This is a genomic window from Kosakonia sp. SOY2 (assembly GCF_027109175.1).
GTDB lineage: Bacteria > Pseudomonadota > Gammaproteobacteria > Enterobacterales > Enterobacteriaceae > Kosakonia.
In genome coordinates this window covers 26,331-52,233 of the sequence record NZ_JAPVXH010000009.1, presented here as the reverse complement: position 1 = coordinate 52,233, position 25,903 = coordinate 26,331, and the positions used below count along the sequence as shown (strand labels likewise).

Below are 25,903 nucleotides of genomic sequence, written 5' to 3'. Positions count from 1 at the left end.
AGGATTCATGATGGCTACTGGAAAAATTGTCCAGGTAATCGGCGCCGTAGTTGACGTCGAATTCCCTCAGGATGCCGTACCGCGCGTGTACGATGCTCTTGAGGTTAAAAATGGTAACGAGACGCTGGTGCTGGAAGTTCAGCAGCAGCTCGGCGGCGGTATCGTACGTACCATCGCCATGGGTTCTTCTGACGGTCTGCGTCGTGGTCTGGAAGTTAATGACCTTGCGCACCCGATCGAAGTCCCGGTAGGTAAAGCTACACTGGGTCGTATCATGAACGTGCTCGGTCAGCCGATCGACATGAAAGGCGACATCGGTGAAGAAGAGCGTTGGGCGATTCACCGCGCGGCACCTTCCTATGAAGAGCTCTCCAGCTCTCAGGAACTGCTGGAAACCGGCATCAAAGTTATCGACCTGATGTGTCCGTTCGCCAAGGGCGGTAAAGTCGGTCTGTTTGGTGGTGCGGGCGTAGGTAAAACCGTAAACATGATGGAGCTGATCCGTAACATCGCGATCGAGCACTCCGGTTACTCTGTTTTTGCGGGCGTGGGTGAACGTACTCGTGAGGGTAACGACTTCTACCATGAAATGACCGACTCCAACGTTCTGGATAAAGTATCCCTGGTTTACGGCCAGATGAACGAGCCGCCGGGAAACCGTCTGCGCGTTGCGCTGACCGGCCTGACCATGGCTGAGAAGTTCCGTGACGAAGGTCGTGACGTTCTGTTGTTCGTCGACAATATCTACCGTTATACCCTTGCCGGTACTGAAGTATCCGCACTGCTGGGCCGTATGCCTTCAGCGGTAGGTTACCAGCCGACGCTGGCGGAAGAGATGGGTGTTCTGCAGGAACGTATCACCTCTACCAAAACCGGTTCTATCACCTCCGTTCAGGCGGTATACGTACCTGCGGATGACTTGACTGACCCGTCACCAGCCACCACCTTTGCGCACCTTGACGCAACCGTGGTACTGAGCCGTCAGATCGCGTCTCTGGGTATCTACCCGGCCGTTGACCCGCTGGATTCCACCAGCCGTCAGCTGGATCCGCTGGTTGTTGGTCAGGAACACTACGACACCGCGCGTGGCGTACAGTCTCTGCTGCAACGTTATCAGGAACTGAAAGACATCATCGCCATCCTCGGTATGGATGAGCTGTCTGAAGAAGACAAACTGGTGGTAGCTCGCGCACGTAAGATCCAGCGCTTCCTGTCCCAGCCGTTCTTCGTAGCGGAAGTATTTACCGGTTCTCCGGGCAAATACGTCTCCCTGAAAGACACCATCCGTGGCTTTAAAGGCATTATGGAAGGCGAATACGATCACCTGCCGGAGCAGGCGTTCTACATGGTTGGTTCCATCGAAGAAGCAGTGGAAAAAGCCAAAAAACTTTAACGCCTTAATCGGAGGGTGATATGGCAATGACTTACCACCTGGACGTCGTCAGCGCAGAGCAACAAATGTTCTCTGGTCTGGTCGAAAAAATCCAGGTAACGGGCAGTGAAGGTGAACTGGGTATTTTCCCGGGTCACGCACCGCTGCTCACCGCCATTAAGCCTGGTATGATCCGCATCGTAAAACAGTTCGGTCATGAAGAGTTTATCTATCTGTCCGGCGGCATTCTTGAAGTGCAACCGAGCAGCGTGACCGTTCTGGCTGATACCGCTATTCGTGGCCAGGATCTCGACGAAGCGCGAGCCCTGGAATCGAAGCGTAAAGCAGAAGAGCACATTAATAGCTCTCACGGTGACGTGGATTACGCTCAGGCGTCTGCGGAGCTGGCGAAAGCCATCGCGAAACTGCGTGTTATCGAGTTGACCAAAAAAGCGATGTAACACCGGCTTGAACGTTAAAAAGCCAGTCTGGTTTCCAGGCTGGCTTTTTTTATGGCTGCGTTCCAGTAAATATGAAACTGAAAATGTGTTTTATTATTTTGTGATGCATATCACAAAAATGTTGATCGGTTAAAAAATGAGGCGTAGACTCTTTTTTGTGAAGTTCATCACAGAAAATAACCTTCAGTCAAAGCAGGAAACCATTATGAAACTGATCAACAAAATCATCGCTCTCTTCAGCAACATGAACATCTCTTTCGGTACGTTCAATCATTAATTGCTGATATGCCGAGTGGCGCCACGCTTACCGTTGTGTGATAAGCGAGCGCCATCTGGCTACATCTTCAGTTCCGCCAGCACCGCCCCACTATCCAGCACTTTCCCCTTGTTGTTCACGCTCTGCCCTTTCTCAATAAAATAATTCGTCTCATCAATATTTCCGACCACCGCATCGTCATAGCGGCCCGGCGCACTGCGCACGGATTTGTTGTGGGTGAATTTCCCCTGAGTGGAAGCATCACCATAGGGGCTTGGGCGAAAAATAAAGTTAAAGCGTTGATTATCCGCAGCGATATTGTTCTCTACCACCAGCGCACCAGGATTAAAATTGTCGGTGAAACCATCCAGATGGTTAGCAATCGCTTTACTGTTCCGCACCTGATGCGCCACTGGCTGCCCTTCTCCCCCCAGTTTGAAACCGTTGCTGGTATTGTTGCTGGCAATAGAATTCTCTATCACCACAACACCGTTGCCGCCGTCCTCAATCTTATTAAACAAATCAAAGCCGTCATCGATATTGTCATGGGAGTAGCATCTCTCCAGGCGGTTACCGTCACCGACGCGCATCTTCACCGCGAAGCCGTCAGCGTTGATTTTGCCGGGATCTTCATTCCCCCAGGACTCAGCATCGATCACGCGGTTATGGCTCGCCCACAGTGCGCGACCAATGTTTTCCGGTGAGGAGATCTGAATGCCGGTATCGTCATTACGCCAGGCGACCACTTTTTCGATCACGTTATGGCTACCCTGCACGCGCAGGCTCTTGTCGGTAACGCCAATACCTTTGATATGCCAGTAACTGGCATCAACCAGTAAACCGTGGATCACCGCTTTGCCATCGGCTTGCAGCGTTTTTGGTTTATCACGCAAGCCGCTGGCGGTGAGTGGGATCTCTGCCCGGGCATAATCTCCGGCTTTCAGGTTAATTGTCCCGCCTGGCGGCAACAGAGATATAGCGGTTGGCAAATCCAGTGGTGATGCAGCGGTACCTTCACCATCCGCTTTACCATCGGCGGCGGCATACAGAGTAGAAGCCATGGTTCCGGCAACCCTTTCGACAGCGAACGTCTGCGAAATGGGCGTTATCTCTTTACCGCTTGTTGGTGTAAAGGTCAGTGCAAAGGTGTTTTCTGCCGCCAAGTGAGTTGGCAGGGTATACATTTCACCCGCTTTCACCGGTTTTTCATTACCGATCACCACTTCGTTCTGCCGCACGCTAAACAAGCCATCATAATTAGCGCATGCCTGCACCGTGTAGGCTTCGCCAATGCTCTGGGCGGGAGAGGCTATTTGTACGACAATCGGCAACGGCTTAGCCTGCCAGGGTTTAGAATCAATAGTCTGGGCTTTGCTGGTGGTTAATGTGGCATCGCTAACCACAATTTTGGCGTTACGCGAGGCAAAAAAGCCCACGTAATAGTGGTCTTTATTTTGCACCGAAATCAAATCGGCGCGCGGTACGCTGCGGCTGACCCATTTATCACTCCCCTGCGGCGCCCATGCGCTGATAAAACCGTCGTTGGTACGTTCTAGTTTCAGGCGAAAGGTTGGCGTCTGGCGAAGATCAATCTCTTCCTGATAACTCTGTTTCGAGATAGTGGCACCGGCATTCCCCCACGGCTGGCTAATCCCCTCACGGGTAATCGCTTGCATCTTCACGCGGAAATTATCTTTTTTATCCTGCGTCATAATGGCGTTCATCACCATATTTGATGCCGCCGGAAACTCTTCATAACCCTCTTTCAACGGCTGCTGGCGCGGGGCACCAATCACGTCTCGTACCAGCAAACCTGCACCTTCCTGCGCGGCGGGTTTTGCTCCGTTTTCAGGACCGAACTGTTCAACGGTAATGGTTGCCTGTAAGACAAAATTTTCGTTACCAGGAAGTCGGGTATAAAAAAACGTCAGGCCGTCGTGGGAATTGGCAATTTTGCCGCCGCGGCTTTCAATTGTGATCGGATTTGTTAACGTTGCCTCATCCGCAACAGAGAGCTTTTTACCAGCGATGGTGACATCATTGACGCCTATTTTTTCCGGTAACACATTCGATGAGAAATTCATGTCGGTAGATTGCCCAAAAGCAATCGCTTTCCAGACAGGGGCTGTTGCAGCCAACGCAGGAACGGAAATAAGTGAACTGCAAATCGTGAGGGCCAGAGGTATTTTATAATTCATTCTATTCTCCTGATTGATAATTGCCTGCCATTATCATCAAGATGAAACAGTGTTTCTTTTTTGTACGTCACACTCTTTGATAATTAAAACGCCGTTTTGTTTTTGTGCGATCTTTATTCAGGATGAGAATAATGGCTAACTCATTGTATGAATTAGCACCAGCGGGAAATGGCGCTATTTTTCAGCGGCAAACTGATTTACTCTGCGCACCAAATAGTCTTCAAATGGCCTGAAATAGCGGAACTTGAGCGTTTCGTCGGCAATCCATTTCATGCTACAAAATATGTAGAATTTTCAACACGAAAGAGGTTTACTTCTTTCCCAAAATAGAGTCAGGACGCAAATGTTGAACACAAAAATGAGTGTGGTGATCCTTGCTGCGGGCAAAGGTACACGCATGTATTCCGATCTTCCCAAAGTGCTGCATCCGCTTGCAGGGAAAGCGATGGTTCAGCATGTCATTGATACCGCTACTGTTCTTGGCGCGAACCACGTCCATCTGGTGTATGGCCACGGTGGCGATCTGCTCAAACAACGCCTTTCTGACGATAAACTCAATTGGGTTCTGCAAGCTGAACAGCTGGGTACTGGCCATGCGATGCAACAGGCTGCACCGTTCTTTGCGGATGACGAAGATATTCTCATGCTCTATGGTGATGTGCCGCTGATTTCGGTGGAAACACTGGAACGTCTGCGTGCTGCAAAACCGCAAGGTGGGATCGGTTTGTTAACTGTGGTTCTGGATGACCCTACTGGATATGGCCGCATCACGCGCGAAAACGGCGTTGTGACCGGTATTGTTGAGCAGAAAGATGCCAGTGAAGAGCAGCGTAAGATTAACGAAATCAATACCGGTATTTTGATCGCCAATGGCGGCGATATGAAACGCTGGCTTGGTAAACTCACCAACAATAATGCCCAGGGTGAATACTACATCACCGATATCATTGCGCTGGCTTATCAGGAAGGGCGTGAAATCGTCGCTGTGCATCCGCAGCGTCTGAGCGAAGTGGAAGGCGTTAACAATCGTCTTCAGTTGTCACGCCTGGAACGCGCTTATCAGTCTGAGCAAGCCGAAAAATTGCTGCTGGCAGGCGTTATGCTGCGCGATCCTGCGCGTTTCGATCTGCGCGGTACGCTGGAGCACGGGCGGGATGTCGAGATCGATGCTAACGTCATCATTGAAGGTCACGTTAAGCTTGGCGATCGCGTGAAAATTGGCGCCGGTTGCGTTCTGAAAAACAGCGAAATTGGCGACGATTGCGAAATCAGCCCATATAGCGTTGTGGAAGATGCTCGTCTGGAAGCGGAATGTACCATCGGGCCTTTTGCGCGTTTGCGCCCGGGCGCTGAACTGTTGGCTGGCGCGCATGTCGGCAACTTTGTGGAAATGAAAAAAGCGCGTCTGGGGAAAGGTTCGAAAGCGGGCCATCTGACTTATCTGGGCGATGCAGAAATTGGCGACAACGTAAATGTCGGTGCAGGCGTTATTACCTGTAACTATGATGGCGCGAACAAGCATAAAACTATTATTGGTGATGATGTCTTCGTTGGTTCTGACACGCAACTGGTGGCACCTGTCACAATCGGTAAAGGTGCGACGATTGCCGCCGGTACAACGGTGACGCGCAACGTTAACGAAAATGAACTGGTTTTAAGCCGCGTGCCGCAGGTCCAAAAACAGGGCTGGCAGCGTCCGGTGAAGAAGAAGTAATGATTTCAGGGATGAGGGGAAAGATAATTCCCCCGCCCGCGTGCAGTACCTATAAAAATAACCCCACTCTCTACAAGGCTCGGGGAGTCCGATAATCGGACACTTACACTCAATAATTCGCGTTGTACAAAGGCAGCGTCGAAGAATGACGTGTAAACAGGTTGACCGACAACAAAAGGCATAATGCCAAAATCGGAATCAAAAAATATGTGTGGAATTGTTGGCGCAGTCGCGCAACGTGATGTAGCTGAAATCCTTCTCGAAGGCCTTCGTCGTCTGGAATACCGTGGTTATGACTCTGCTGGTCTGGCGGTGGTTGATGCACAAGGTCATATGACCCGTCTGCGCCGTCTTGGTAAAGTGCAGATGCTCTCTCAGGCGGCGGAAGAACACCCGCTGCATGGTGGCACTGGTATTGCTCATACGCGTTGGGCAACGCATGGTGAACCGTCAGAAGGCAACGCGCATCCGCATGTTTCTGACCATATTGTGGTGGTGCATAACGGTATTATCGAAAACCACGAGCCGCTGCGTGAAGAGTTAAAAGCACGCGGTTATGTGTTTGTTTCTGAAACGGATACCGAAGTTATCGCGCACCTGGTGCACTGGGAACTGGAGCAGGGCGGCACGCTGCGTGAAGCTGTACTGCGTACTATTCCTCAGTTACGCGGGGCATATGGCACTGTCATCATGGATACGCGCGATCCGGGTACGTTGCTGGCAGCGCGCTCTGGCAGCCCACTGGTTATTGGCCTGGGCATGGGTGAAAACTTTATTGCATCCGATCAGCTGGCCTTGCTGCCGGTTACCCGCCGCTTTATCTTCCTTGAAGAGGGCGATATTGCTGAAGTGACTCGCCGTAGCGTGACTGTTTTCGATAAATCTGGCGCGCAGGTTAAACGCCCTGATATCGAATCTAATCTGCAATACGACGCTGGCGATAAAGGTATTTACCGCCACTACATGCAAAAAGAGATCTACGAGCAGCCGAACGCCATCAAAAACACCCTGACTGGCCGTATCAGCCATGGTGAAGTTGATCTGAGCGAACTGGGGCCGAATGCCAACGAACTGCTGTCGAAAGTTGAACATATTCAGATCGTTGCCTGCGGTACGTCTTATAACTCCGGTATGGTTTCCCGCTACTGGTTTGAAGCGCTGGCGGGTGTTCCGTGCGATGTCGAAATCGCTTCTGAGTTCCGCTATCGCAAATCTGCGGTGCGTCGTAATAGCCTGATGATCACCCTGTCGCAGTCTGGCGAAACGGCGGATACGCTGGCGGCACTGCGCTTGTCAAAAGAGCTGGGTTATCTGGGGTCGCTGGCTATTTGTAACGTTCCGGGTTCTTCGCTGGTGCGCGAATCCGACCTGGCGATGATGACCAAAGCCGGTACGGAAATCGGCGTTGCATCAACCAAAGCGTTTACCACTCAGCTCACCGTGTTGCTGATGCTGGTGGCGAAACTGAGCCGCCTGAAAGGGCTGGATGCGGCCATTGAGCACGATATCGTTCATGGTTTGCAGGCGCTGCCGAGCCGCATTGAGCAGATGCTGTCGCAGGATAAACGCGTTGAAGCACTGGCAGAAGATTTCTCCGACAAGCATCATGCGCTGTTCCTTGGCCGTGGCGACCAGTATCCGATCGCACTGGAAGGTGCGCTGAAGCTGAAAGAGATCTCCTATATTCATGCCGAAGCCTATGCCGCAGGTGAACTGAAACATGGCCCATTGGCGCTGATTGATGCCGATATGCCGGTGATTGTCGTTGCGCCAAACAACGAGCTGCTGGAAAAACTGAAATCCAACATCGAAGAAGTTCGCGCCCGTGGCGGCGTGCTGTATGTCTTTGCCGATCAGGATGCCGGTTTCACCAGCAACGACAATATGCACATTATCGATATGCCGCATGTAGAAGAAGTGATCGCGCCAATCTTCTATACCGTGCCGCTGCAACTGCTGGCTTACCATGTTGCGCTGATCAAAGGCACCGACGTGGATCAGCCGCGTAACCTGGCGAAATCGGTTACTGTGGAATAAGGTCTTAAGCTTGTCATAGTGTAGAGAGAGGTTGCCTGATGGCAGCCTCTTTTTTTAAGGATAGCCATGAGTTTGTTGGAAAAAATGGCAGGTGCAAGATTGCTTGCACTCATCAATTATTGCCGGGGTGTTGATGCGGGAATAGCGGGTCGCAAGCTGGCACAGTTGAAGCTGGCGGCGGAGGCATTTAAAGAGATGCCAAAGGCCTATCCTGCAGGCAGAGGCGGGATGACATTTTATGGCAGCGTAACGGTGGTATTTTATGCCTTGTTACTAAGCTATGTTTGCCTTGCGCTGACGGTGAAAACCGCCATTGGTGGCCTGGGTTTCATCGCAGGTGTAGCGGTATTTTTAGTCCTGGTCGTGGCGCTCATCGGCGTAGAAAAAGGGCGCACGCTCTCCTTAAAATTATTCCTGGCTGTCTGGTTGCTGTTATGTGTTTGCAACGTGCCAGTGGCAGGATGGCTTCTCATTGCTCCTTTTTCCGCACTGTCTCTGGTTTTTTGGGGGAGTAGTATGGTTCTGTTATGGCTGACGCGGAAAGTGATGAATGGGCCGGAACTCACGAAATTAATGCAGTGGCGTGTATCGCTAAAAATAGCCCAATTCCGGCGTCAGGCGTTGACGCAATCCAGGCGTAAATAAAGTGATAAGCGGTGGCTTTTTCTCGCGTTTTGTTAGGACTTCTTGTCAGATTCAGCTACGTTTTTAATGTCATAAAACTAAAATCTTGCTGACATTTTATCGTCATCAACTTTTTTATCTCGCTGATAAATCATCCTGAATTCGTTAAATCTGGCCGCAATCCGTTGCTGTCATCAAACAGTAACAATCTTTGCATATAACTGTCATCAAAGTGTCCTATTTTGCTCATCGTAGCCACTAAACAACGATTTACGATTCTTGCAGGAGACATTATGAACGTTATGCGTACCACTGTCGCAACTGTTGTCGCCGCGACCTTTTCTCTGAGTGCATTTGCTGTAAACGCAGCTGCCAGCCTGACAGGCGCGGGCGCAACTTTCCCGGCGCCGGTGTATGCCAAGTGGGCTGATACCTACCAGAAAGAAACAGGTAACAAGATTAACTACCAGGGTATCGGTTCGTCTGGTGGCGTTAAACAAATTACTGCTAAAACTGTTGATTTCGGTGCGTCCGATGCCCCGCTGGCTGACGACAAACTGGCTCAGGAAGGCCTGTTCCAGTTCCCGACTGTGATCGGCGGTATCGTGCTGGCAATCAACGTCCCGGGTGTTAAATCCGGTGAACTGGTGCTGGACGGCAAGACCCTGGGTGATATCTACCTGGGTAATATCAAAAAATGGGATGACGCGGCTATTGCCAAACTCAACCCAGGCCTGAAACTGCCTTCACAGAACATCGCTGTGGTTCGCCGCGCTGATGGTTCCGGTACCTCCTTCGTTTTCACCAGCTACCTGGCGAAAGTGAACGAAGAGTGGAAATCTAAAGTTGGTTCTGGTTCTACCGTTAACTGGCCGACCGGTCTGGGCGGTAAAGGTAACGACGGTATCGCCGCGTTCGTTCAGCGTCTGCCGGGCTCTATCGGTTACGTTGAATATGCTTACGCTAAGCAGAACAACCTGACCTACACCAAGCTGCTCTCTGCCGATGGTAAAGCGGTTAGCCCGACGGAAACCAGTTTCTCCAACGCGGCTAAAGATATCGACTGGAGCAAGTCTTTCGCACAGGACCTGACTAACCAGAAAGGTGCGGACGTGTGGCCAATCACTTCCACCACGTTCATTCTGGTACATAAAGAGCAGGCTAAACCTGAGCAAGGCGCGGAAGTGCTGAAATTCTTTGACTGGGCCTACAAAAAAGGCGGCAAACAAGCTAACGACCTCGACTACGCAACCCTGCCGGATAGCGTTGTTGAACAAGTTCGCGCTGCCTGGAAAGCAAATGTGAAAGACAGCAGCGGTAAAGCACTGTACTAAGCACTGGTTTTTGAAGAACATGGCGGATGGCGCTTACACCATCCGCCTTACAGATCTTCTGTAGGCTGGCAAGCGCAAGTGCCTGCGGGCAAATTCGTAAGACGTTAAACTGAAGAGTAATTTATGGCTGCAACCAAGCCGGCATTTAATCCCCCGGGTAAAAAAGGCGACATGTTATTCAGCGCACTGGTAAGACTGGCTGCGCTGATTGTGTTATTGCTGCTCAGCGGCATTATCGTGTCCCTGATTTTCTCCTCATGGCCAAGCATTCAGAAGTTTGGTTTTTCTTTCCTGTGGACCAAAGAGTGGGATGCGCCGAATGACGTCTACGGGGCGCTGGTACCGATTTACGGCACCATTGTTACCTCGGTCATCGCGCTACTTATCGCGGTTCCGGTGAGTTTTGGTATCGCGCTGTTTCTGACGGAGCTGTCGCCAAACTGGCTGAAACGCCCGCTGGGTATTGCTATTGAACTGCTGGCGGCGATCCCGAGTATTGTGTACGGCATGTGGGGGCTGTTTATTTTTGCTCCGCTGTTCGCGACTTACTTCCAGGAGCCGGTGGGCAATGTCCTTTCTAACATTCCATTTGTCGGCGCGCTGTTTTCCGGCCCCGCATTTGGTATCGGCATTCTGGCCGCCGGGGTGATCCTCGCCATTATGATCATTCCGTACATTGCGGCGGTAATGCGCGATGTATTCGAACAAACACCGGTGATGATGAAAGAGTCGGCCTACGGCATTGGCTGCACCACCTGGGAGGTTATCTGGCGTATCGTGTTGCCATTTACCAAAAACGGGGTGATTGGTGGCGTAATGCTGGGGCTGGGGCGCGCACTGGGTGAAACCATGGCGGTGACCTTTATCATCGGTAACACCTACCAGCTCGACAGTGCTTCACTGTTTATGCCTGGTAATAGTATTACCTCTGCGCTGGCGAATGAGTTTGCCGAAGCCGAATCGGGCTTGCATGTCGCGGCATTGATGGAACTGGGGCTTATCCTGTTCGTGATCACCTTTATCGTATTGGCCATTTCTAAATTTATGATCATGCGCCTGGCGAAAAACGAGGGGGCACGCTAATGGCTACGCTTGAAATGCAAAGTACCGCGCAACTGGCTGAATCGCGTCGCAAAATGCAGGCGCGCCGCCGTCTGAAAAACCGCATTGCCCTGACATTGTCGATGGCGACGATGGCCTTTGGTCTGTTCTGGTTGATTTGGATCCTGCTGTCGACGGTTACCCGCGGTTTTGATGGTATGTCGCTGGCGATGTTTACCGAAATGACGCCGCCGCCAAATACGGCGGGCGGTGGCTTGGCTAACGCCCTGGCGGGCAGCGGCCTGTTAATTCTCTGGGCGACGGTTGTCGGTACACCACTGGGCATTATGGCCGGGATTTATCTGGCGGAGTATGGCCGTAAATCACTGTTGGCTGAAATTATTCGGTTTATCAACGACATCCTGCTTTCAGCGCCTTCTATCGTGGTTGGCCTGTTCGTTTACACCATCGTTGTCGCGCAGATGCAGCACTTCTCCGGTTGGGCCGGTGTGATTGCGCTGGCGCTGTTACAGGTGCCGATTGTCATCCGTACTACGGAAAACATGCTGAAACTGGTGCCGGACAGCCTGCGCGAAGCGGCTTACGCGTTGGGAACGCCGAAATGGAAGATGATTTCCGCCATTACCCTGAAAGCCTCGGTTTCCGGGATTATGACCGGCGTGCTGCTGGCTGTTGCGCGTATTGCGGGTGAAACGGCACCGCTGCTGTTTACCGCGCTCTCCAACCAGTTCTGGAGCACCGATATGATGCAGCCTATCGCTAACTTGCCGGTGACGATTTTCAAATTCGCTATGAGCCCGTTTGCCGAGTGGCAGCAGCTGGCCTGGGCCGGGGTGCTGATCATCACTCTCTGCGTACTGTTGTTAAATATTCTGGCGCGCGTCATTTTCGCGAAGAGTAAACACGGTTAATTTTTGCGACGCGGCGAAAGCGGCGTCGAGTTGAGGAAAGAGATAAATGAGTATGGTTGAAACGACGCCGGGCAAGATTCAGGTTCGCGATTTGAACTTCTATTACGGCAAATTCCATGCACTGAAAAACATCAGCCTGGATATTGCCAAAAATCAGGTGACGGCGTTTATCGGGCCGTCGGGCTGCGGTAAGTCCACGCTGCTGCGTACGTTTAATAAAATGTTTGAGCTCTATCCTGAGCAACGCGCGGAAGGCGAGATCTTGCTGGATGGCGACAATATTCTGACTAACACGCAGGATATTGCGCTGCTGCGCGCGAAAGTAGGGATGGTGTTTCAAAAGCCAACGCCGTTCCCGATGTCGATTTACGACAATATCGCTTTCGGTGTGCGCCTGTTTGAGAAGCTTTCACGCCCGGATATGGACGAGCGTGTGCAGTGGGCTTTGACTAAGGCCGCATTATGGAACGAAACCAAGGATAAACTGCACCAGAGCGGGTACTCTCTCTCCGGTGGTCAGCAACAGCGTCTGTGCATTGCCCGCGGGATCGCGATCCGCCCGGAAGTGCTGTTGCTTGATGAACCCTGTTCAGCGCTCGACCCGATCTCAACCGGTCGTATCGAAGAGCTGATTACGGAACTGAAACAGGATTACACCGTTGTTATCGTAACGCACAACATGCAGCAGGCGGCGCGCTGTTCCGATCACACGGCATTTATGTACCTCGGTGAGTTGATTGAGTTCAGCAATACAGATGATCTGTTCACGAAGCCGAAGAAGAAGCAAACGGAAGACTACATTACCGGGCGCTATGGTTGATTTGCCGAGCCGTAAAGGTCTCAGCAACCCTGTTACAACGTGAAATCTGTCGGGCATTTGGAGTGCACCATGGACAATCTCAACCTTAACAAACACATTTCCGGGCAGTTCAACGCTGAGCTGGAAAGCATTCGCACTCAGGTAATGACCATGGGTGGAATGGTGGAGCAGCAGCTTTCTGATGCGATCACCGCCATGCACAACCAGGACAGCGAGCTGGCTAAGCGCGTTGTTGAGGGTGACAAGCAGGTCAATATGATGGAAGTTGCCATCGATGAAGCCTGTGTGCGCATTATTGCTAAGCGTCAGCCGACGGCGAGCGATTTACGCCTGGTGATGGCGATCATCAAAACCATCGCTGAGCTGGAACGTATTGGCGACGTGGCGGATAAAATCTGCCGTACCGCGCTGGAAAAATTCTCCCAGCAACATCAGCCGCTGCTGGTAAGCCTTGAATCGCTGGGCCGCCACACCGTGCAGATGCTGCATGACGTGCTGGACGCTTTCGCCCGTATGGATCTGGACGAAGCGGTGCGTATCTACCGCGAAGATAAAAAAGTGGATCAGGAATATGAAGGCATTGTGCGTCAGTTAATGACCTACATGATGGAAGATTCCCGCACCATTCCGAGCGTGCTGACCGCGCTGTTCTGCGCCCGTTCCATCGAGCGTATCGGCGACCGTTGCCAGAATATCTGTGAATACATCTTCTACTTCGTGAAGGGGCAGGATTTCCGTCACGTTGGCGGCGATGAACTGGATAAGCTGCTGGCGGGAAAAGATCCCAAAGAGTAATGTGAAAACCCCCTCAGCGACGAGGGGGTTTTTTTCAGGCCGATTTTGCCAGCAGCTTTCTTGCCAGCCTATCGATATCCTCATACTGCCAGAGTTTGTCACGCCACGTTTGCGGAATGCCGTTTACCCCGTAGAACGCACCAGCCAGTTGTCCGGCAATGGCGGCGGTAGTATCCGCATCATCGCCGAGGTTAGTGGCCAGCAGGATGGTTTCTTCAAAGTCGTTACCTTTGGCGAAACACCACAGCGCCGCTTCCAGGCTCTGCACGCAGTAACCGGTACCAAAAATCTCCGCCCGGTTTTTTTGCAGATAGCAACCCTCAGCGATGTGGCGCAGGTTTTCCTGCTCCGGCAACTGCGCGATATCGGTCAGCGTTTCCTGCTTACTTTTGCCCTGTAAGGCATTCATAAGCTGTTGTGCGAACAGACGGCAGCTGGCGAGTGCTTCCGGCGCTGCATGCGTCGTGCGTGAAGAGGCTTGTGCATATTCCAGCACTTGCGCTTGATTCGGAAAGAACCACAGCACCACAGGCGCCAGACGCATCAGTGAGCCGTTGCCGGCCGTTCGCGGGTTGCTGGAACCGGCAAACGGCTCGCCATCATTGGCGAACTTCTGCAGCGCGCTGGCAACGGTCATGCCGATATCAAAACAGTGACCTGTAGAGCTTAAATAGCCCCACTTCCACCAGTTCAGATAACGGTTCATCTGATCCTTTGCGTCAAACCCGTTACAGGTAACCAGGCTTTCCGCAAGGCACAGCGCCATTGAGGTATCGTCAGTCCACTGCCCGGCCTGTAAATGAAACGGGCCGCCGCCTTCCATCCCCTTCACGGGTGGAAAGGAGTCCTTCGCGCTGAACTCCACCGTGGTACCAACTGCGTCACCTGCGGCCAGCCCGAGCAGGCAACCCTGGTAACGTGCAAGTAATTCAGGCATCTGTTGTGCTCCTGTCGTTCTCCATCAGGATAAATCGGCCCACAAGCGAAGTTTCCCGCAATGCAGGCAGCGGAAGAGATAACCCTGGCAATCACCGCCGTCGAGCAGGTATTCGGGGAGCTTCTCGTAATCAATGCCGAAAGCATCGCAGTCGGCCCGCAGATCGGCAAATTGGTCCAGCTTGTCGGCAATCTCTTTCCAGCCAACGTAACCCTCGAAGGCGCAAAAATCATTACAGTGCGCCAGCCAGAATTCCTGCTGCCAGCCACAATATCCCGGCGTTCTTTCGGTTAATTCAATCACGCTGGCTTCCGGCCAGGGATTTTTAAAGCCAGTAAATTCGCCTTCGTCGTCGAACTCGCTTTCTATACCCTCCAGAGAGGATTCATCCTGAAAGCTGCCGCCAAATTTCTCTGCGGCCGCACCGTCAGCAATACACCATGGGCAGAGGTAATCGACATCTTGCTGGGTATAGAACGGATTGGTGTAGTAGACATTGGTCGGCTGCTGACAGCAGGCGCAGGTGACCGTTTTGTCTTCAGAGAACACCCCGGTTTCCAGAGGCTGCGGGTGATATTTAAATACCGGTAGAGGGCGATGTGTCTGGGCCATAAAAACATCCTGTTTAGTGGTTTAGATTAACGCGTAACATGCCACCCGCGAGCGCGCCACAGCTCTGGCAACTGCGCCAGGTCAGTGAACATAGTCACTTTTGGGTGGTCGATGGGTTTGTTATGCGGATCGGCGCAGAAGTAAAATACTTCCATCCCTGCCGCGATACCAGATTGCGCCCCGGCGGTGGAATCATCCACCAGAATACAGTTTGCCGGATCGACATTAAGCGCTTTAGCTGCATGGTACATTATCGCCGGATCGGGCTTCCAGCGTTGGATGTCATAGCCGCTAAACAGTTTTTCAGGAAAGTGATGTAGCATTCCAAGTTTGCCCAAAGAGTGTTGCATTTTGCTGACGGGGCCATTAGACACGACGCACATCGGAATCGCCACCGCGTCCAGCAATGCATTCGCTCCGGCAATCACTTCCAGCTCGCTGTCAAACAGACGCGCTACTTCCGCGCGATACACCGGCTCCAGCGCGCTTTTATCCAGCGGTTTACCGTACTCGTCGCCGATAACATCGATGATTTCATACAGTTTCATGCCTTTAAATCGTTTAAAAACCTCGTTCAGATCGAGCGAAATACCAAACGCTTCAAACATATGCACGTACGCGCGGGAACAAATTACTTCACTGTCGACCAGGGTGCCGTCACAGTCGAAAAATACCGCTTCAATGTGGGACATGCCGTTTCCTGTTTTATTGCAAGTTTAACGTTTACTTAACGCAGATTACGGGACGCAATCGTTGCCGTATAAGCAAATTCAATGAAAAAAAGTGTGTGATAACCGTCAACATTGTCTCATTTTGGTATAGGATAGCGACGAATTTTCCCTCCTATTCCGGAAATTGATAATGAGCCAACAACACACTACCCAGGCTTCAGGCCAGGGGTTGCTTGACCGCGTGTTTAAACTGCGCGAGCACGGCACTTCGGCACGCACTGAGGTGATCGCCGGTTTCACGACGTTTTTGACGATGGTGTATATCGTTTTTGTTAACCCCCAGATTCTGGGCGTCGCCGGAATGGATACCAGCGCAGTATTTGTGACAACCTGCCTGATTGCTGCTTTTGGCAGCATTCTGATGGGGCTGGTGGCGAATTTGCCGGTCGCACTGGCGCCAGCCATGGGCCTGAATGCTTTCTTTGCGTTCGTGGTCGTTGGCGCGATGGGGCTCTCCTGGCAGATTGGCATGGGCGCAATTTTCTGGGGCGCGGTCGGTTTGCTGCTGCTGACTATTTTCCGCGTTCGTTACTGGATGATTGCCAATATCCCGGTAAGCCTGCGTGTTGGTATTACCAGCGGTATCGGTTTGTTTATTGGCATGATGGGGCTGAAAAACGCCGGTGTTATCGTCGCCAACAAAGAGACGCTGGTAAGCATTGGCAACCTGACGTCTCACAGTGTTCTGCTGGGTGTGCTCGGTTTCTTTATCATCGCGATTCTGGCGTCGCGCAACATTCACGCCGCGGTGCTGATCTCTATAGTTGTGACAACGCTGCTGGGCTGGCTGATGGGTGATGTGCAGTACCACGGCATCGTTTCCGCGCCGCCGAGCGTGGCGTCCGTTGTCGGCAACGTTGATCTGGCAGGTTCATTTAATATCGGTCTGGCGGGTGTGATTTTCTCGTTTATGCTGGTTAACCTCTTCGACTCTTCCGGTACGCTGATTGGCGTGACGGATAAAGCCGGGCTGGTGGATGAGAGCGGCAAATTCCCGCGCATGAAGCAGGCGCTGTTCGTTGACAGCATCTCTTCAGTGACAGGTTCGTTTATCGGCACCTCTTCCGTGACGGCTTATATCGAATCGTCTTCGGGTGTCTCTGTCGGTGGGCGTACCGGCCTGACCGCAGTGGTGGTTGGTCTGCTGTTCTTGCTGGTTATCTTCCTGTCGCCGCTGGCGGGCATGGTTCCGGCTTATGCCGCTGCTGGTGCGCTGATTTACGTTGGTGTGCTGATGACATCCAGCCTGGCGCGCGTGAAATGGGAAGATATGACAGAAGCCGTGCCTGCATTCATCACTGCCGTGATGATGCCGTTTAGCTTCTCAATTACTGAAGGTATTGCGCTCGGCTTTATCTCTTACTGTGTGATGAAGATCGGCACTGGTCGTCTGCGCGATCTGAGCCCGTGTGTTCTGGTGGTTGCGGTGTTGTTCCTGCTGAAAATCATCTTTATTGACGCGCATTAATCTTTCTCCCTCTCCCGCAAGGGAGAGGGATTTACCATTACCGCTTAACGCGCTGAATATAATCACCAAACGCCGTTAGCTGCCCGGTCAAATGGTCGAGCGTACTTTGATCAACCACTTCTCCTGTTTGCTGATCCACCTTGTTCTGGATCACGCCGCCCATAAACTCCGGCTTGTTCATTACCATCGCATCCAGGAATACCAGGATCTGGCGTAAGTGATACTGGCAGCGAGCACCACCAATCGCGCCCATTGAACTGGTCTGGATCAACACCGGTTTTCCAGCCAGCGGTTGCTCAGGCAGACGCGATAACCAGTCGATGGCGTTCTTCAGGCCGCCAGGCACGGAGTAGTTATACTCAGGCGTCACAATGACCACGCCGTCCGCAGCGCGGATTTGTGCCGCGATCGCTTCCACACTTTGCGGGAAACCTTCTTCTTGCTGAATATCAGCGTCATACAGCGGAATATCAGCAATAGAAGGCAGCGGCGTTACTTCCATTCCTGCCGGAGCGAGTTTCGGTAACGTGCGTGCAACCATGGCATTGAATGAGCCTTTGCGCAGGCTTCCGAGAAGTGTCACAACCTTAAGTTCAGCAGACATAATGACTCCTGTGTAAGGATCAATTAAGGATCAGCGCTTTTTCCGCAGGCAGGCTGGTGAATCGCATTAAGCGGGATGCGGGATCGTTAGCGCGCGTTTGCACATCAGAAAGATAACGCCACCCTTTTTGACTGTCGAATTCCCAGATCTTCAGGCTTTCGATTGCCGGGCTCACGGCGACCGACCAAATCAATACATCTTCCGCGTCACACATCACTTCCACCTGCGACAGTTGCGCAGTGCGAAGACGCCCGGAGCCTGGCAACAACTGTAGCTGGCCCGGCTCATCCTGCATCTGGTGCAGCAATTTCATTACGCTCTGGCGAATGGTCAAAAGCTGGGTTTGCGCTTCGTTAGCATCGTTTTGGTTGTTGATCCACAACTGTTCATTATTGGTGAACGTGTGTTTATGGCCGTGCGGGCTATGAAAACTCCGCGTTGCGCGCTGTAACTCCATATCCAGCCCGCATTCGCCTTCGGTGGTGATAGCCACACCGACCATGTTCCCGGCATATGCCAGTGAGAAATGCGGCAGGCTGCTGTCGACAAACCTCGGTCTTCCGCTTGGCTCAACTTCTATTTCCGGCAGTTCACTCGCGCCGTACAGCATAAACAGCATTTCGGCGAGTAACGCGCGGGAAGCGAGAAAGCGTGAGCGGCGGTGTTCAGGAAGCTGGCGCGCCGTATCGTGGCAGGTTAGTGGTAATCGGGTAGAGATGAGATGCCCTTCTGACAGAATCCCTCTAGCAAAGTGCGTCGCCATTTTTCTCTCCGTGATAATGGTCTGAGTTGATCGAATCGATAATCAATATTATCGCCCATACTGCATAGGTTTTAATGCGGAAATTCGTATCTGAAAAGTCCTAACGGGGATATTTACACTTTCTTTCGCTGATCCGAAACACTTTAGGAAAATCCACCGTAGTAACACAAACGGCCGTTAAAACGGCCGCCATGTCATTACTTACCAATACAGAAACTTGAGAAAATGCGCCCCAGCAAATCGTCCGAGGTAAACTCGCCGGTGATTTCACTTAAGTTCTGCTGTGCCAGGCGAAGCTCTTCGGCAAGCAATTCACCTGCCCATGCACCTAACAGCTGTGCTTTGCCCTGTTGCAAATGCTCTGCGGCCGTTTCCAGCGCTTGTAAATGACGACGACGCGCGAGGAAGCCGCCCTCCATGTTGGTGTCAAAACCCATGCTCTGTTTAAGATGCTGGCGTAACACCTCCACACCTTCACTGGTTCGCGCTGAAAGGCGAACCAGTGAGTGATTATTCACTTCACTGATGCCAGGCTGTTCTCCGGTCACGTCCGCTTTATTGCGTACCACGGTAATCGGTAGTTTTGCTGGCAAACGGGCAATAAAATCGGGCCAGATCGCCGCCGGGTCAACGGCATCGGTAGTGGTGCCATCCACCATAAACAGCACTCGGTCGGCTTGTTCGATCTCCTGCCAGGCGCGTTCGATGCCAATGCGTTCCACTTCGTCGCTGGCTTCGCGCAATCCGGCGGTATCGATAATATGCAGCGGCATACCATCGATATGAATATGTTCGCGCAGTACGTCGCGAGTGGTGCCGGCGATATCGGTGACGATTGCCGCTTCGCGCCCGGCCAGCGCATTCAGCAGGCTCGATTTTCCGGCATTTGGGCGTCCGGCAATAACGACCTTCATCCCTTCGCGCAGCAGGCTGCCCTGGCGCGCTTCGGCGCGTACGGCGTCCAGATCGGCGATAACGTTATTCAGTTGCGCTTCGATTTTGCCATCGGAGAGGAAATCGATCTCCTCATCCGGAAAGTCAATTGCCGCTTCGACGTAGATGCGCAGGTGAGTAAGTGCTTCCACCAGGTGATTCACGCGGGCGGAAAATGCGCCCTGCAATGAGTTAACCGCCGAACGTGCCGCCTGCTCAGAACTGGCATCAATCAGGTCGGCAATTGCCTCAGCCTGCGCCAGGTCGAGCTTGTCGTTAAGGAATGCGCGCTCAGAGAACTCGCCAGGATTGGCGATACGCAGTCCTGGCAGCGTCAGGATGCGTTTTAACAGCAGATCGAGGATCACCGGGCCGCCGTGGCCTTGCAGCTCCAGCACGTCTTCACCGGTGAAAGAATTCGGGCCGGGGAACCACAGCGCAATGCCCTGGTCCAGTGCGGTGCCGTCGACATCCATAAACGGCAGATAGTCGGCATAACGCGGTTTCGGTAGCTTGCCCAGCACCGCCTGCGCTACATCGCGTGCTTTGCTGCCTGAAATACGCAGGATGCCCACGCCACCGCGTCCCGGTGGGGTTGCCTGGGCGACAATCGTGTCGTTGTGGTTCATGGTTTATTTTCCGAAATCTCAAAATAAGAAAGGCGGTCAGTTGACCGCCTTCCGTAGAGCTATGACTTACTGTCAGGAGCTTTTCTTCTCGCGGCTATGCAAACCACGTTTCTCCAGACCACGGTAAATCAGCTGCTGCTGAATAATGGTCACCAGGTTGCTGACGATATAGTACAGCACCAGACCTGACGGGAACCACAGGAAGAACACCGTGAAGATGACCGGCATAAAGGTCATGATCTTCTGCTGCATCGGGTCGGTCACGGTGGTCGGCGACATCTTCTGAATGAAGAACATCGTTACGCCCATCAGGATCGGCAGGATGTAGTACGGGTCTTGCGCGGACAAGTCGTGGATCCACAGGGCGAACGGCGCGTGGCGCAGCTCAACGGAACCCATCAGCATGTAGTACAGCGCGAGGAAGATTGGCATCTGAATCAGCAGCGGGAAACAGCCACCCAGTGGGTTCACTTTCTCCGCTTTGTACATCGCCATCATTTCCTGGCTCATACGCTGTTTGTCATCGCCTAAACGCTCACGCATCGCCTGAATTTTCGGCTGCAGCATGCGCATTTTCGCCATGGAGGTGTACTGCGCTTTCGTCAGCGGGTACATGATGCCACGTACGATAAAGGTGATGGCGATGATGGCGAAGCCCCAGTTGCCGAGGAAGCTATGGATCCATTTCAGCAGTTTGAACAGCGGCTGAGAGATGAACCATAACCAGCCGTAATCCACGGTCAGATCCAGGTGAGGTGCCGCAGCAGCCATTTTGTCCTGAATCTCCGGGCCAACCCACAGGGTGCTGTTTAGCGCGGTAGTCTGGCCAGGCTGAACAATAACCGGCTGGGATTTGTAGCCGATAGCGGCCACGCCATTACCCAGATTGCTGGTGTAGAAGTTATTGGCACTGTTGCTGCTCGGGATCCACGCCGTAGCGAAATACTGTTGCAGCATCGCAACCCAGCCGCCATTGGAGCTGACGTTCAGGTTTTCGTTATCGGCGATGGTGTCGAATTTGTATTTCTCATACTTCGCGTCTGGCGTCGAGTAAGCCGCACCGCGGAAAGTATGCAACGCAAAGTTGCTGCTGCCGGTATCACGGTGAGTTGGTAAATTGATGGATTGCTTCAACTGACCGAAGGCTGCCACTTCCAGCGGTTTTTCGCTGGCGTTCTGCACGTTATAGCCGACGTTCACCGTGTATTCACCGCGTTTCAGGGTGAAGACTTTGGTGAAGGTGTTGCCAGCCGCATCGGTATAGGTCAGCGGGATAGCCAGCTCGTTCTGGCCATCAGCCAGCACAAACGCATCTTTTTCCACGTTATACAGCGGACGTGGGCCGTTCGCCGGGTTATCCGGGCCATCACGACCTGTCAGGCCACTCTGCGCCTGATAGATAAACTGCGGGGTGGTTTCCAACAGCTGGAACGGCTCGCTGGAACCCAGCTCTTTCGGGTAAGCCGGAAGCAGTGCCTGCTCAACATCACCACCACGGGTGTTGATGGTCAGCTCGAGCACATCGGTTTTAACCGTAATCAGTTTCCCCTGGCCACTGGCCGGAACGCCCTGGTCGGCTGCGTTACCCGCTGCGGTGGTCGTAGTCTGCGTGGTCTGCTGCTGCGCCGGAGGAGGATTTTTATCCTTCTCCCACGTTTGCCAGATCATGAAAGACACGAACAACAAAGCGATGATAAAAAGATTGCGTTGCGAATCCATCGTTAGTGTTCTCTGGTTTTAGAAGGTCCTGGCGGGACGGGATCGTCTCCACCCGGGTGTAAAGGGTGGCATTTTAATACGCGTTTCACTGTCAACCAACTGCCTTTTATCACTCCAAACCTGCGCAATGCCTCAATTCCATAGTGAGAGCAGGTTGGGGTGAAACGGCAGTGCGGCCCGAGTAGCGGACTAATCAGGCGTTGATAGACCCGAATGAGGGCTATCAGGACCCTTGAGCCAGGCGACAATGGCGGCGCCATAATTTTTCCAACGCTTCCGAGAGAGCACGGTTATCGAGGTCGGCAACCCCTTTCTTCGCCACCACCACAAAATCCATTGCCGGCAGTTCATGCTGGCGTAAACGGAAACTTTCACGCGTCAGACGTTTAATCCGATTGCGTTCATGGGCGCGTTTGACGTTTTTTTTGGCGACGGTAAGACCGATACGGGGATGCCCCAGCGAATTCAGGCGGCCGAGGATGGTGATTTGCGGCGTGCCAGCCCGTTGTGGCTGCTGGAAGACGAAAGTGAAATGAGTGGGAGTTAACAAACGTAACTCCCTGGGAAAAGCGAGCTTAACCACTCAGGGGTTAGCTTTATTACTTGGAAACGGTCAGACGTGCGCGGCCTTTAGCGCGACGACGAGCCAGAACCTGGCGACCATTTTTAGTAGCCATACGAGCACGGAAGCCGTGAGAACGGTTGCGCTTCAGTACAGACGGTTGAAAAGTGCGTTTCATGGCGGTTTCTACCTAAACTTGAATAAATTCACTGACTTTTGCGTATGCCTGAACGGATATCGAACGACTGGCGCGCAAGCCATGGGTAATTAAAGAGGCCGGATTGTAATAATTGTACACTCCGGAGTCAATTCTCTTTCCTTATTGCGCTCCTATTTTTGCACAGATCCGCACAAAAAATAAGCAGCATTCGACGCCCAACAAGAGCAATACGCGCCGGGGGCAGAATTATACGGAGCCAACAGCAAAGCGCAAGGATCCTCCAGGATCTTCATTAGATCGTTTAAGCAATAAATCGGCGTTACTCATTAAATTTTCCAATATGCGGCGTAAATCGTCTCGCACGTATGGTTGGATCGTTTACACTTACCCGATTCCGAATCGCCCTGTGGATAAATAGTGAAGAATCTGTGAGAAACACAAGATCTCTGCCGCGGTTTACGCTATGATCCGCGGTCCCGATCGCGATCCAGGATCGTGAGCAGGGCAAAAAACCGTAAATAGCGGTTCGCACGTCACCCGGTTGGGTCTTATCGACGTGTGTCAAAAAACATTAATGTTTCTGTCTTTACTATTTATCGATTTTCGTTCGAGTGGAGTCCGCCGTGTCACTTTCGCTTTGGCAGCAGTGTCTTGCCCGATTGCAGGATGAGTTACCAGCCACAGAATTTAGTATGTGGATACGCCCATTGCAGGCGGAACTGAGCGATAACACGCTGGCTTTGTATGCGCCAAACCGTTTTGTCCTCGACTGGGTTAGGGACAAATACCTTAATAATATCAACGGGCTGCTGAATGACTTCTGCGGCACGGATGTTCCGCAGCTGCGTTTTGAAGTGGGCACCCGCCCGGTTAGCCAGACCCTGAAAGAACCTGCTGTTGTCGCTGCGCCCGCGCAGGCGGCGCAAGTAGTTGTGCAGCGTGCGGCACCGGCAGCTCGCCCTGGCTGGGATAATGTCCCGGCACCTGCGGAACCGACCTACCGCTCAAACGTTAACGTGAAACATACCTTTGATAACTTCGTTGAAGGTAAGTCTAACCAGCTTGCTCGTGCGGCGGCTCGTCAGGTAGCGGACAACCCCGGCGGTGCGTATAACCCATTGTTTTTATATGGTGGAACCGGTCTCGGTAAAACGCACTTGTTGCATGCGGTGGGTAACGGCATTGTGGCGCGAAAGCCCAACGCTAAAGTGGTGTATATGCACTCCGAGCGTTTTGTCCAGGACATGGTAAAAGCCCTGCAAAACAATGCGATCGAAGAGTTTAAACGCTACTACCGCTCCGTTGACGCCCTGCTGATCGACGATATTCAATTCTTTGCCAATAAAGAACGATCCCAGGAAGAGTTTTTCCACACCTTTAACGCCTTACTTGAAGGCAATCAGCAGATCATTTTGACGTCGGATCGTTATCCAAAAGAGATCAACGGCGTTGAGGATCGTCTGAAATCCCGCTTCGGCTGGGGGTTAACGGTGGCGATCGAGCCGCCGGAGCTGGAAACTCGCGTCGCGATCCTGATGAAAAAGGCCGACGAAAACGATATTCGTCTGCCGGGTGAAGTGGCCTTCTTTATTGCTAAGCGCCTGCGCTCTAACGTGCGTGAGCTGGAAGGGGCGCTGAACCGCGTTATCGCCAACGCCAACTTTACTGGCCGCGCGATTACTATCGATTTTGTCCGTGAGGCGCTGCGCGATTTGCTGGCGTTGCAGGAAAAACTGGTCACCATCGACAATATTCAGAAGACGGTGGCGGAGTATTACAAGATCAAGGTAGCGGATCTGCTGTCGAAGCGTCGATCCCGTTCGGTAGCCCGCCCGCGTCAGATGGCGATGGCGCTGGCAAAGGAGCTGACCAACCACAGTCTGCCGGAAATCGGCGATGCATTTGGTGGTCGCGACCATACTACCGTGCTGCACGCCTGCCGTAAGATTGAGCAGTTGCGTGAAGAAAGCCATGATATCAAAGAAGATTTTTCCAATTTAATCAGAACATTATCTTCGTGACGCTATGAAATTTACCGTTGAACGTGAACACTTATTAAAGCCGCTGCAACAGGTTAGCGGCCCGCTGGGCGGACGTCCGACGTTGCCTATTCTCGGTAATCTGCTGCTTCAGGTTACTGAAGGCGCGTTGTCGCTGACCGGCACCGATCTCGAAATGGAGATGGTGGCGCGTCTTGCATTAGTCCAGCCGCATGAACAGGGAGCGACCACCGTACCGGCGCGTAAATTCTTCGACATCTGTCGCGGTCTGCCGGAAGGCGCTGAAATCGCTGTGCAGCTGGAAGGCGAGCGTATGTTGATCCGTTCCGGGCGCAGCCGTTTCTCTCTTTCCACTCTGCCTGCTGCTGATTTCCCGAATCTGGACGACTGGCAAAGCGAAGTGGAGTTCACGCTTCCGCAGGCCACCATGAAACGCCTGATCGAAGCGACGCAGTTTTCGATGGCGCATCAGGATGTGCGTTACTACTTAAACGGCATGCTGTTTGAAACCGAAGGCGAAGAGCTGCGTACGGTTGCGACTGATGGTCACCGTCTGGCAGTCTGCTCAATGCCGATTGGTCAGGCGCTGCCGAATCATTCGGTGATCGTGCCGCGTAAAGGGGTGATTGAGCTGATGCGTATGCTCGACGGCGGTGATACGCCGCTGCGCGTGCAGATTGGCAGCAATAACATCCGTGCGCACGTTGGCGATTTCATTTTTACCTCCAAGCTGGTTGATGGCCGTTTCCCGGATTATCGCCGCGTATTGCCGAAAAACCCGGACAAGACCCTCGAAGCGGGTTGCGATTCGCTGAAACAAGCATTTGCCCGCGCGGCGATCCTCTCTAACGAGAAATTCCGCGGCGTGCGTCTGTATGTCAGTGAGAATCAGATCAAAATCACCGCCAACAACCCGGAGCAGGAAGAAGCGGAAGAGTTTCTCGACGTCACCTACGGCGGGAGCGAAATGGAAATCGGCTTTAACGTCAGCTACGTGCTGGACGTACTGAATGCGCTGAAATGCGAAAATGTGCGCATTCTGCTGACCGATTCGGTTTCGAGTGTGCAGATTGAGGATGCGGCGAGTCAAAGCGCAGCCTATGTTGTCATGCCCATGCGTTTGTAGTGATTAAAAGGGGCTGGTTTACTTGCCATTTCGCCTGCCGGCAGTGCTCGAAATGCTCACGTACTTCGTGTACGC

At 52.6% G+C, this 25,903-nt stretch carries 24 protein-coding genes; 13 read left to right on the top strand and 11 right to left on the bottom strand.

The window, feature by feature from the left end; all coding sequences use genetic code 11:
* Positions 1-10 precede the first annotated feature (10 nt).
* Together atpD and O3S68_RS23510 are read left to right on the top strand one after the other, a co-directional pair.
* Entirely contained in the window at positions 11-1,393 is a 1,383-nt protein-coding gene (gene atpD, locus O3S68_RS23515) for a F0F1 ATP synthase subunit beta (protein WP_017458048.1), read from the top strand.
* A 20-nt stretch (positions 1,394-1,413) separates the two neighbouring features.
* Positions 1,414-1,833: a F0F1 ATP synthase subunit epsilon gene (locus O3S68_RS23510; RefSeq protein ID WP_017458049.1), complete on the top strand. Its 420-nt coding sequence runs from the start codon at positions 1,414-1,416 to the stop codon at positions 1,831-1,833.
* 336 nt (positions 1,834-2,169) lie between these two features.
* Here the strand turns inward: O3S68_RS23510 and O3S68_RS23505 are convergent, their stop codons facing one another.
* Positions 2,170-4,287, bottom strand: coding sequence for a right-handed parallel beta-helix repeat-containing protein (locus O3S68_RS23505; protein ID WP_269232644.1), 2,118 nt, complete (start codon positions 4,285-4,287; stop codon positions 2,170-2,172).
* A gap of 343 nt (positions 4,288-4,630) precedes the next feature.
* On the opposite strand from O3S68_RS23505, the gene glmU reads away from it, so the two are divergent.
* From glmU to phoU, 8 genes are all read left to right on the top strand, one after another.
* A complete protein-coding gene (gene glmU / locus O3S68_RS23500) occupies positions 4,631-6,001 on the top strand; it encodes a bifunctional UDP-N-acetylglucosamine diphosphorylase/glucosamine-1-phosphate N-acetyltransferase GlmU (protein WP_269232643.1) in 1,371 nt (456 codons plus the stop codon).
* A gap of 207 nt (positions 6,002-6,208) precedes the next feature.
* The gene (glmS, locus tag O3S68_RS23495) at positions 6,209-8,038 is read left to right on the top strand and encodes a glutamine--fructose-6-phosphate transaminase (isomerizing) (RefSeq protein WP_269232642.1); all 1,830 of its coding nucleotides are present in this window, start codon (positions 6,209-6,211) and stop codon (positions 8,036-8,038) included.
* A 66-nt stretch (positions 8,039-8,104) separates the two neighbouring features.
* On the top strand, positions 8,105-8,683 hold the full coding sequence (locus O3S68_RS23490) for a hypothetical protein (RefSeq protein WP_045507312.1): 579 nt from the start codon (positions 8,105-8,107) through the stop codon (positions 8,681-8,683).
* A gap of 272 nt (positions 8,684-8,955) precedes the next feature.
* Positions 8,956-9,996 carry a phosphate ABC transporter substrate-binding protein PstS gene (gene pstS / locus O3S68_RS23485; RefSeq protein WP_020455856.1) on the top strand — a complete coding sequence of 347 codons (1,041 nt, stop codon included), beginning with the start codon at positions 8,956-8,958 and terminating at the stop codon, positions 9,994-9,996.
* 123 nt (positions 9,997-10,119) lie between these two features.
* Entirely contained in the window at positions 10,120-11,079 is a 960-nt protein-coding gene (gene pstC / locus O3S68_RS23480; RefSeq protein ID WP_017458058.1) for a phosphate ABC transporter permease PstC, read from the top strand.
* On the top strand, positions 11,079-11,969 hold the full coding sequence (pstA, locus tag O3S68_RS23475) for a phosphate ABC transporter permease PstA (protein WP_017458059.1): 891 nt from the start codon (positions 11,079-11,081) through the stop codon (positions 11,967-11,969). The genes pstC and pstA overlap by 1 nt, the downstream gene beginning before the upstream one ends.
* Positions 11,970-12,015: 46 nt before the next feature.
* Positions 12,016-12,789 carry a phosphate ABC transporter ATP-binding protein PstB gene (pstB, locus tag O3S68_RS23470; protein WP_017458060.1) on the top strand — a complete coding sequence of 258 codons (774 nt, stop codon included), beginning with the start codon at positions 12,016-12,018 and terminating at the stop codon, positions 12,787-12,789.
* A 69-nt stretch (positions 12,790-12,858) separates the two neighbouring features.
* Positions 12,859-13,584, top strand: a complete 726-nt coding sequence (gene phoU, locus O3S68_RS23465) for a phosphate signaling complex protein PhoU (protein WP_017458061.1) — start codon at positions 12,859-12,861, stop codon at positions 13,582-13,584.
* Positions 13,585-13,618: 34 nt separating this feature from the next.
* Here phoU and O3S68_RS23460 read toward each other — a convergent pair whose 3' ends face one another.
* The 3 genes from O3S68_RS23460 to yieH are packed head-to-tail and all read right to left on the bottom strand — an operon-like array spanning position 13,619 to position 15,825.
* The gene (locus O3S68_RS23460; RefSeq protein WP_269232641.1) at positions 13,619-14,521 is read right to left on the bottom strand and encodes an ADP-ribosylglycohydrolase family protein; all 903 of its coding nucleotides are present in this window, start codon (positions 14,519-14,521) and stop codon (positions 13,619-13,621) included.
* Between the two features lie 24 nt (positions 14,522-14,545).
* Positions 14,546-15,133 (bottom strand): PF03691 family colicin E2 tolerance protein CbrC, encoded by a 588-nt coding sequence (gene cbrC / locus O3S68_RS23455; protein WP_020455854.1) that lies wholly within the window; start codon positions 15,131-15,133, stop codon positions 14,546-14,548.
* 26 nt (positions 15,134-15,159) lie between these two features.
* A complete protein-coding gene (gene yieH / locus O3S68_RS23450) occupies positions 15,160-15,825 on the bottom strand; it encodes a 6-phosphogluconate phosphatase (RefSeq protein WP_269232640.1) in 666 nt (221 codons plus the stop codon).
* A 169-nt stretch (positions 15,826-15,994) separates the two neighbouring features.
* Here yieH and O3S68_RS23445 point away from each other — a divergent pair, with 169 nt between their 5' ends.
* A complete protein-coding gene (locus O3S68_RS23445) occupies positions 15,995-17,332 on the top strand; it encodes an NCS2 family permease (RefSeq protein WP_020455852.1) in 1,338 nt (445 codons plus the stop codon).
* 37 nt (positions 17,333-17,369) lie between these two features.
* Here O3S68_RS23445 and O3S68_RS23440 read toward each other — a convergent pair whose 3' ends face one another.
* The 7 genes from O3S68_RS23440 to rpmH form a co-directional block, all read right to left on the bottom strand.
* The gene (locus tag O3S68_RS23440; protein WP_020455851.1) at positions 17,370-17,936 is read right to left on the bottom strand and encodes an NADPH-dependent FMN reductase; all 567 of its coding nucleotides are present in this window, start codon (positions 17,934-17,936) and stop codon (positions 17,370-17,372) included.
* A gap of 19 nt (positions 17,937-17,955) precedes the next feature.
* Positions 17,956-18,699, bottom strand: a complete 744-nt coding sequence (locus O3S68_RS23435; protein ID WP_020455850.1) for a 4'-phosphopantetheinyl transferase family protein — start codon at positions 18,697-18,699, stop codon at positions 17,956-17,958.
* 197 nt (positions 18,700-18,896) lie between these two features.
* Complete coding sequence (mnmE, locus tag O3S68_RS23430) at positions 18,897-20,261, bottom strand: tRNA uridine-5-carboxymethylaminomethyl(34) synthesis GTPase MnmE (RefSeq protein WP_045507326.1); 1,365 nt, start codon at positions 20,259-20,261, stop codon at positions 18,897-18,899.
* A 72-nt stretch (positions 20,262-20,333) separates the two neighbouring features.
* The gene (gene yidC / locus O3S68_RS23425) at positions 20,334-21,980 is read right to left on the bottom strand and encodes a membrane protein insertase YidC (protein ID WP_020455848.1); all 1,647 of its coding nucleotides are present in this window, start codon (positions 21,978-21,980) and stop codon (positions 20,334-20,336) included.
* A 2-nt stretch (positions 21,981-21,982) separates the two neighbouring features.
* Positions 21,983-22,240 carry a membrane protein insertion efficiency factor YidD gene (gene yidD / locus O3S68_RS23420; protein WP_017458070.1) on the bottom strand — a complete coding sequence of 86 codons (258 nt, stop codon included), beginning with the start codon at positions 22,238-22,240 and terminating at the stop codon, positions 21,983-21,985.
* Positions 22,204-22,563, bottom strand: a complete 360-nt coding sequence (rnpA, locus tag O3S68_RS23415) for a ribonuclease P protein component (protein WP_017458071.1) — start codon at positions 22,561-22,563, stop codon at positions 22,204-22,206. Before rnpA ends, yidD begins: the two co-directional genes overlap by 37 nt.
* Positions 22,564-22,579: 16 nt before the next feature.
* Entirely contained in the window at positions 22,580-22,720 is a 141-nt protein-coding gene (rpmH, locus tag O3S68_RS23410; protein ID WP_000831330.1) for a 50S ribosomal protein L34, read from the bottom strand.
* A 605-nt stretch (positions 22,721-23,325) separates the two neighbouring features.
* Between rpmH and dnaA the strand changes: the two genes are divergently transcribed.
* Both dnaA and dnaN read left to right on the top strand, forming a co-directional pair.
* Positions 23,326-24,723 (top strand): chromosomal replication initiator protein DnaA, encoded by a 1,398-nt coding sequence (gene dnaA, locus O3S68_RS23405; protein WP_017458072.1) that lies wholly within the window; start codon positions 23,326-23,328, stop codon positions 24,721-24,723.
* A gap of 4 nt (positions 24,724-24,727) precedes the next feature.
* Positions 24,728-25,828, top strand: a complete 1,101-nt coding sequence (dnaN, locus tag O3S68_RS23400; RefSeq protein WP_065369723.1) for a DNA polymerase III subunit beta — start codon at positions 24,728-24,730, stop codon at positions 25,826-25,828.
* The last annotated feature ends 75 nt before the right edge of the window (positions 25,829-25,903 follow it).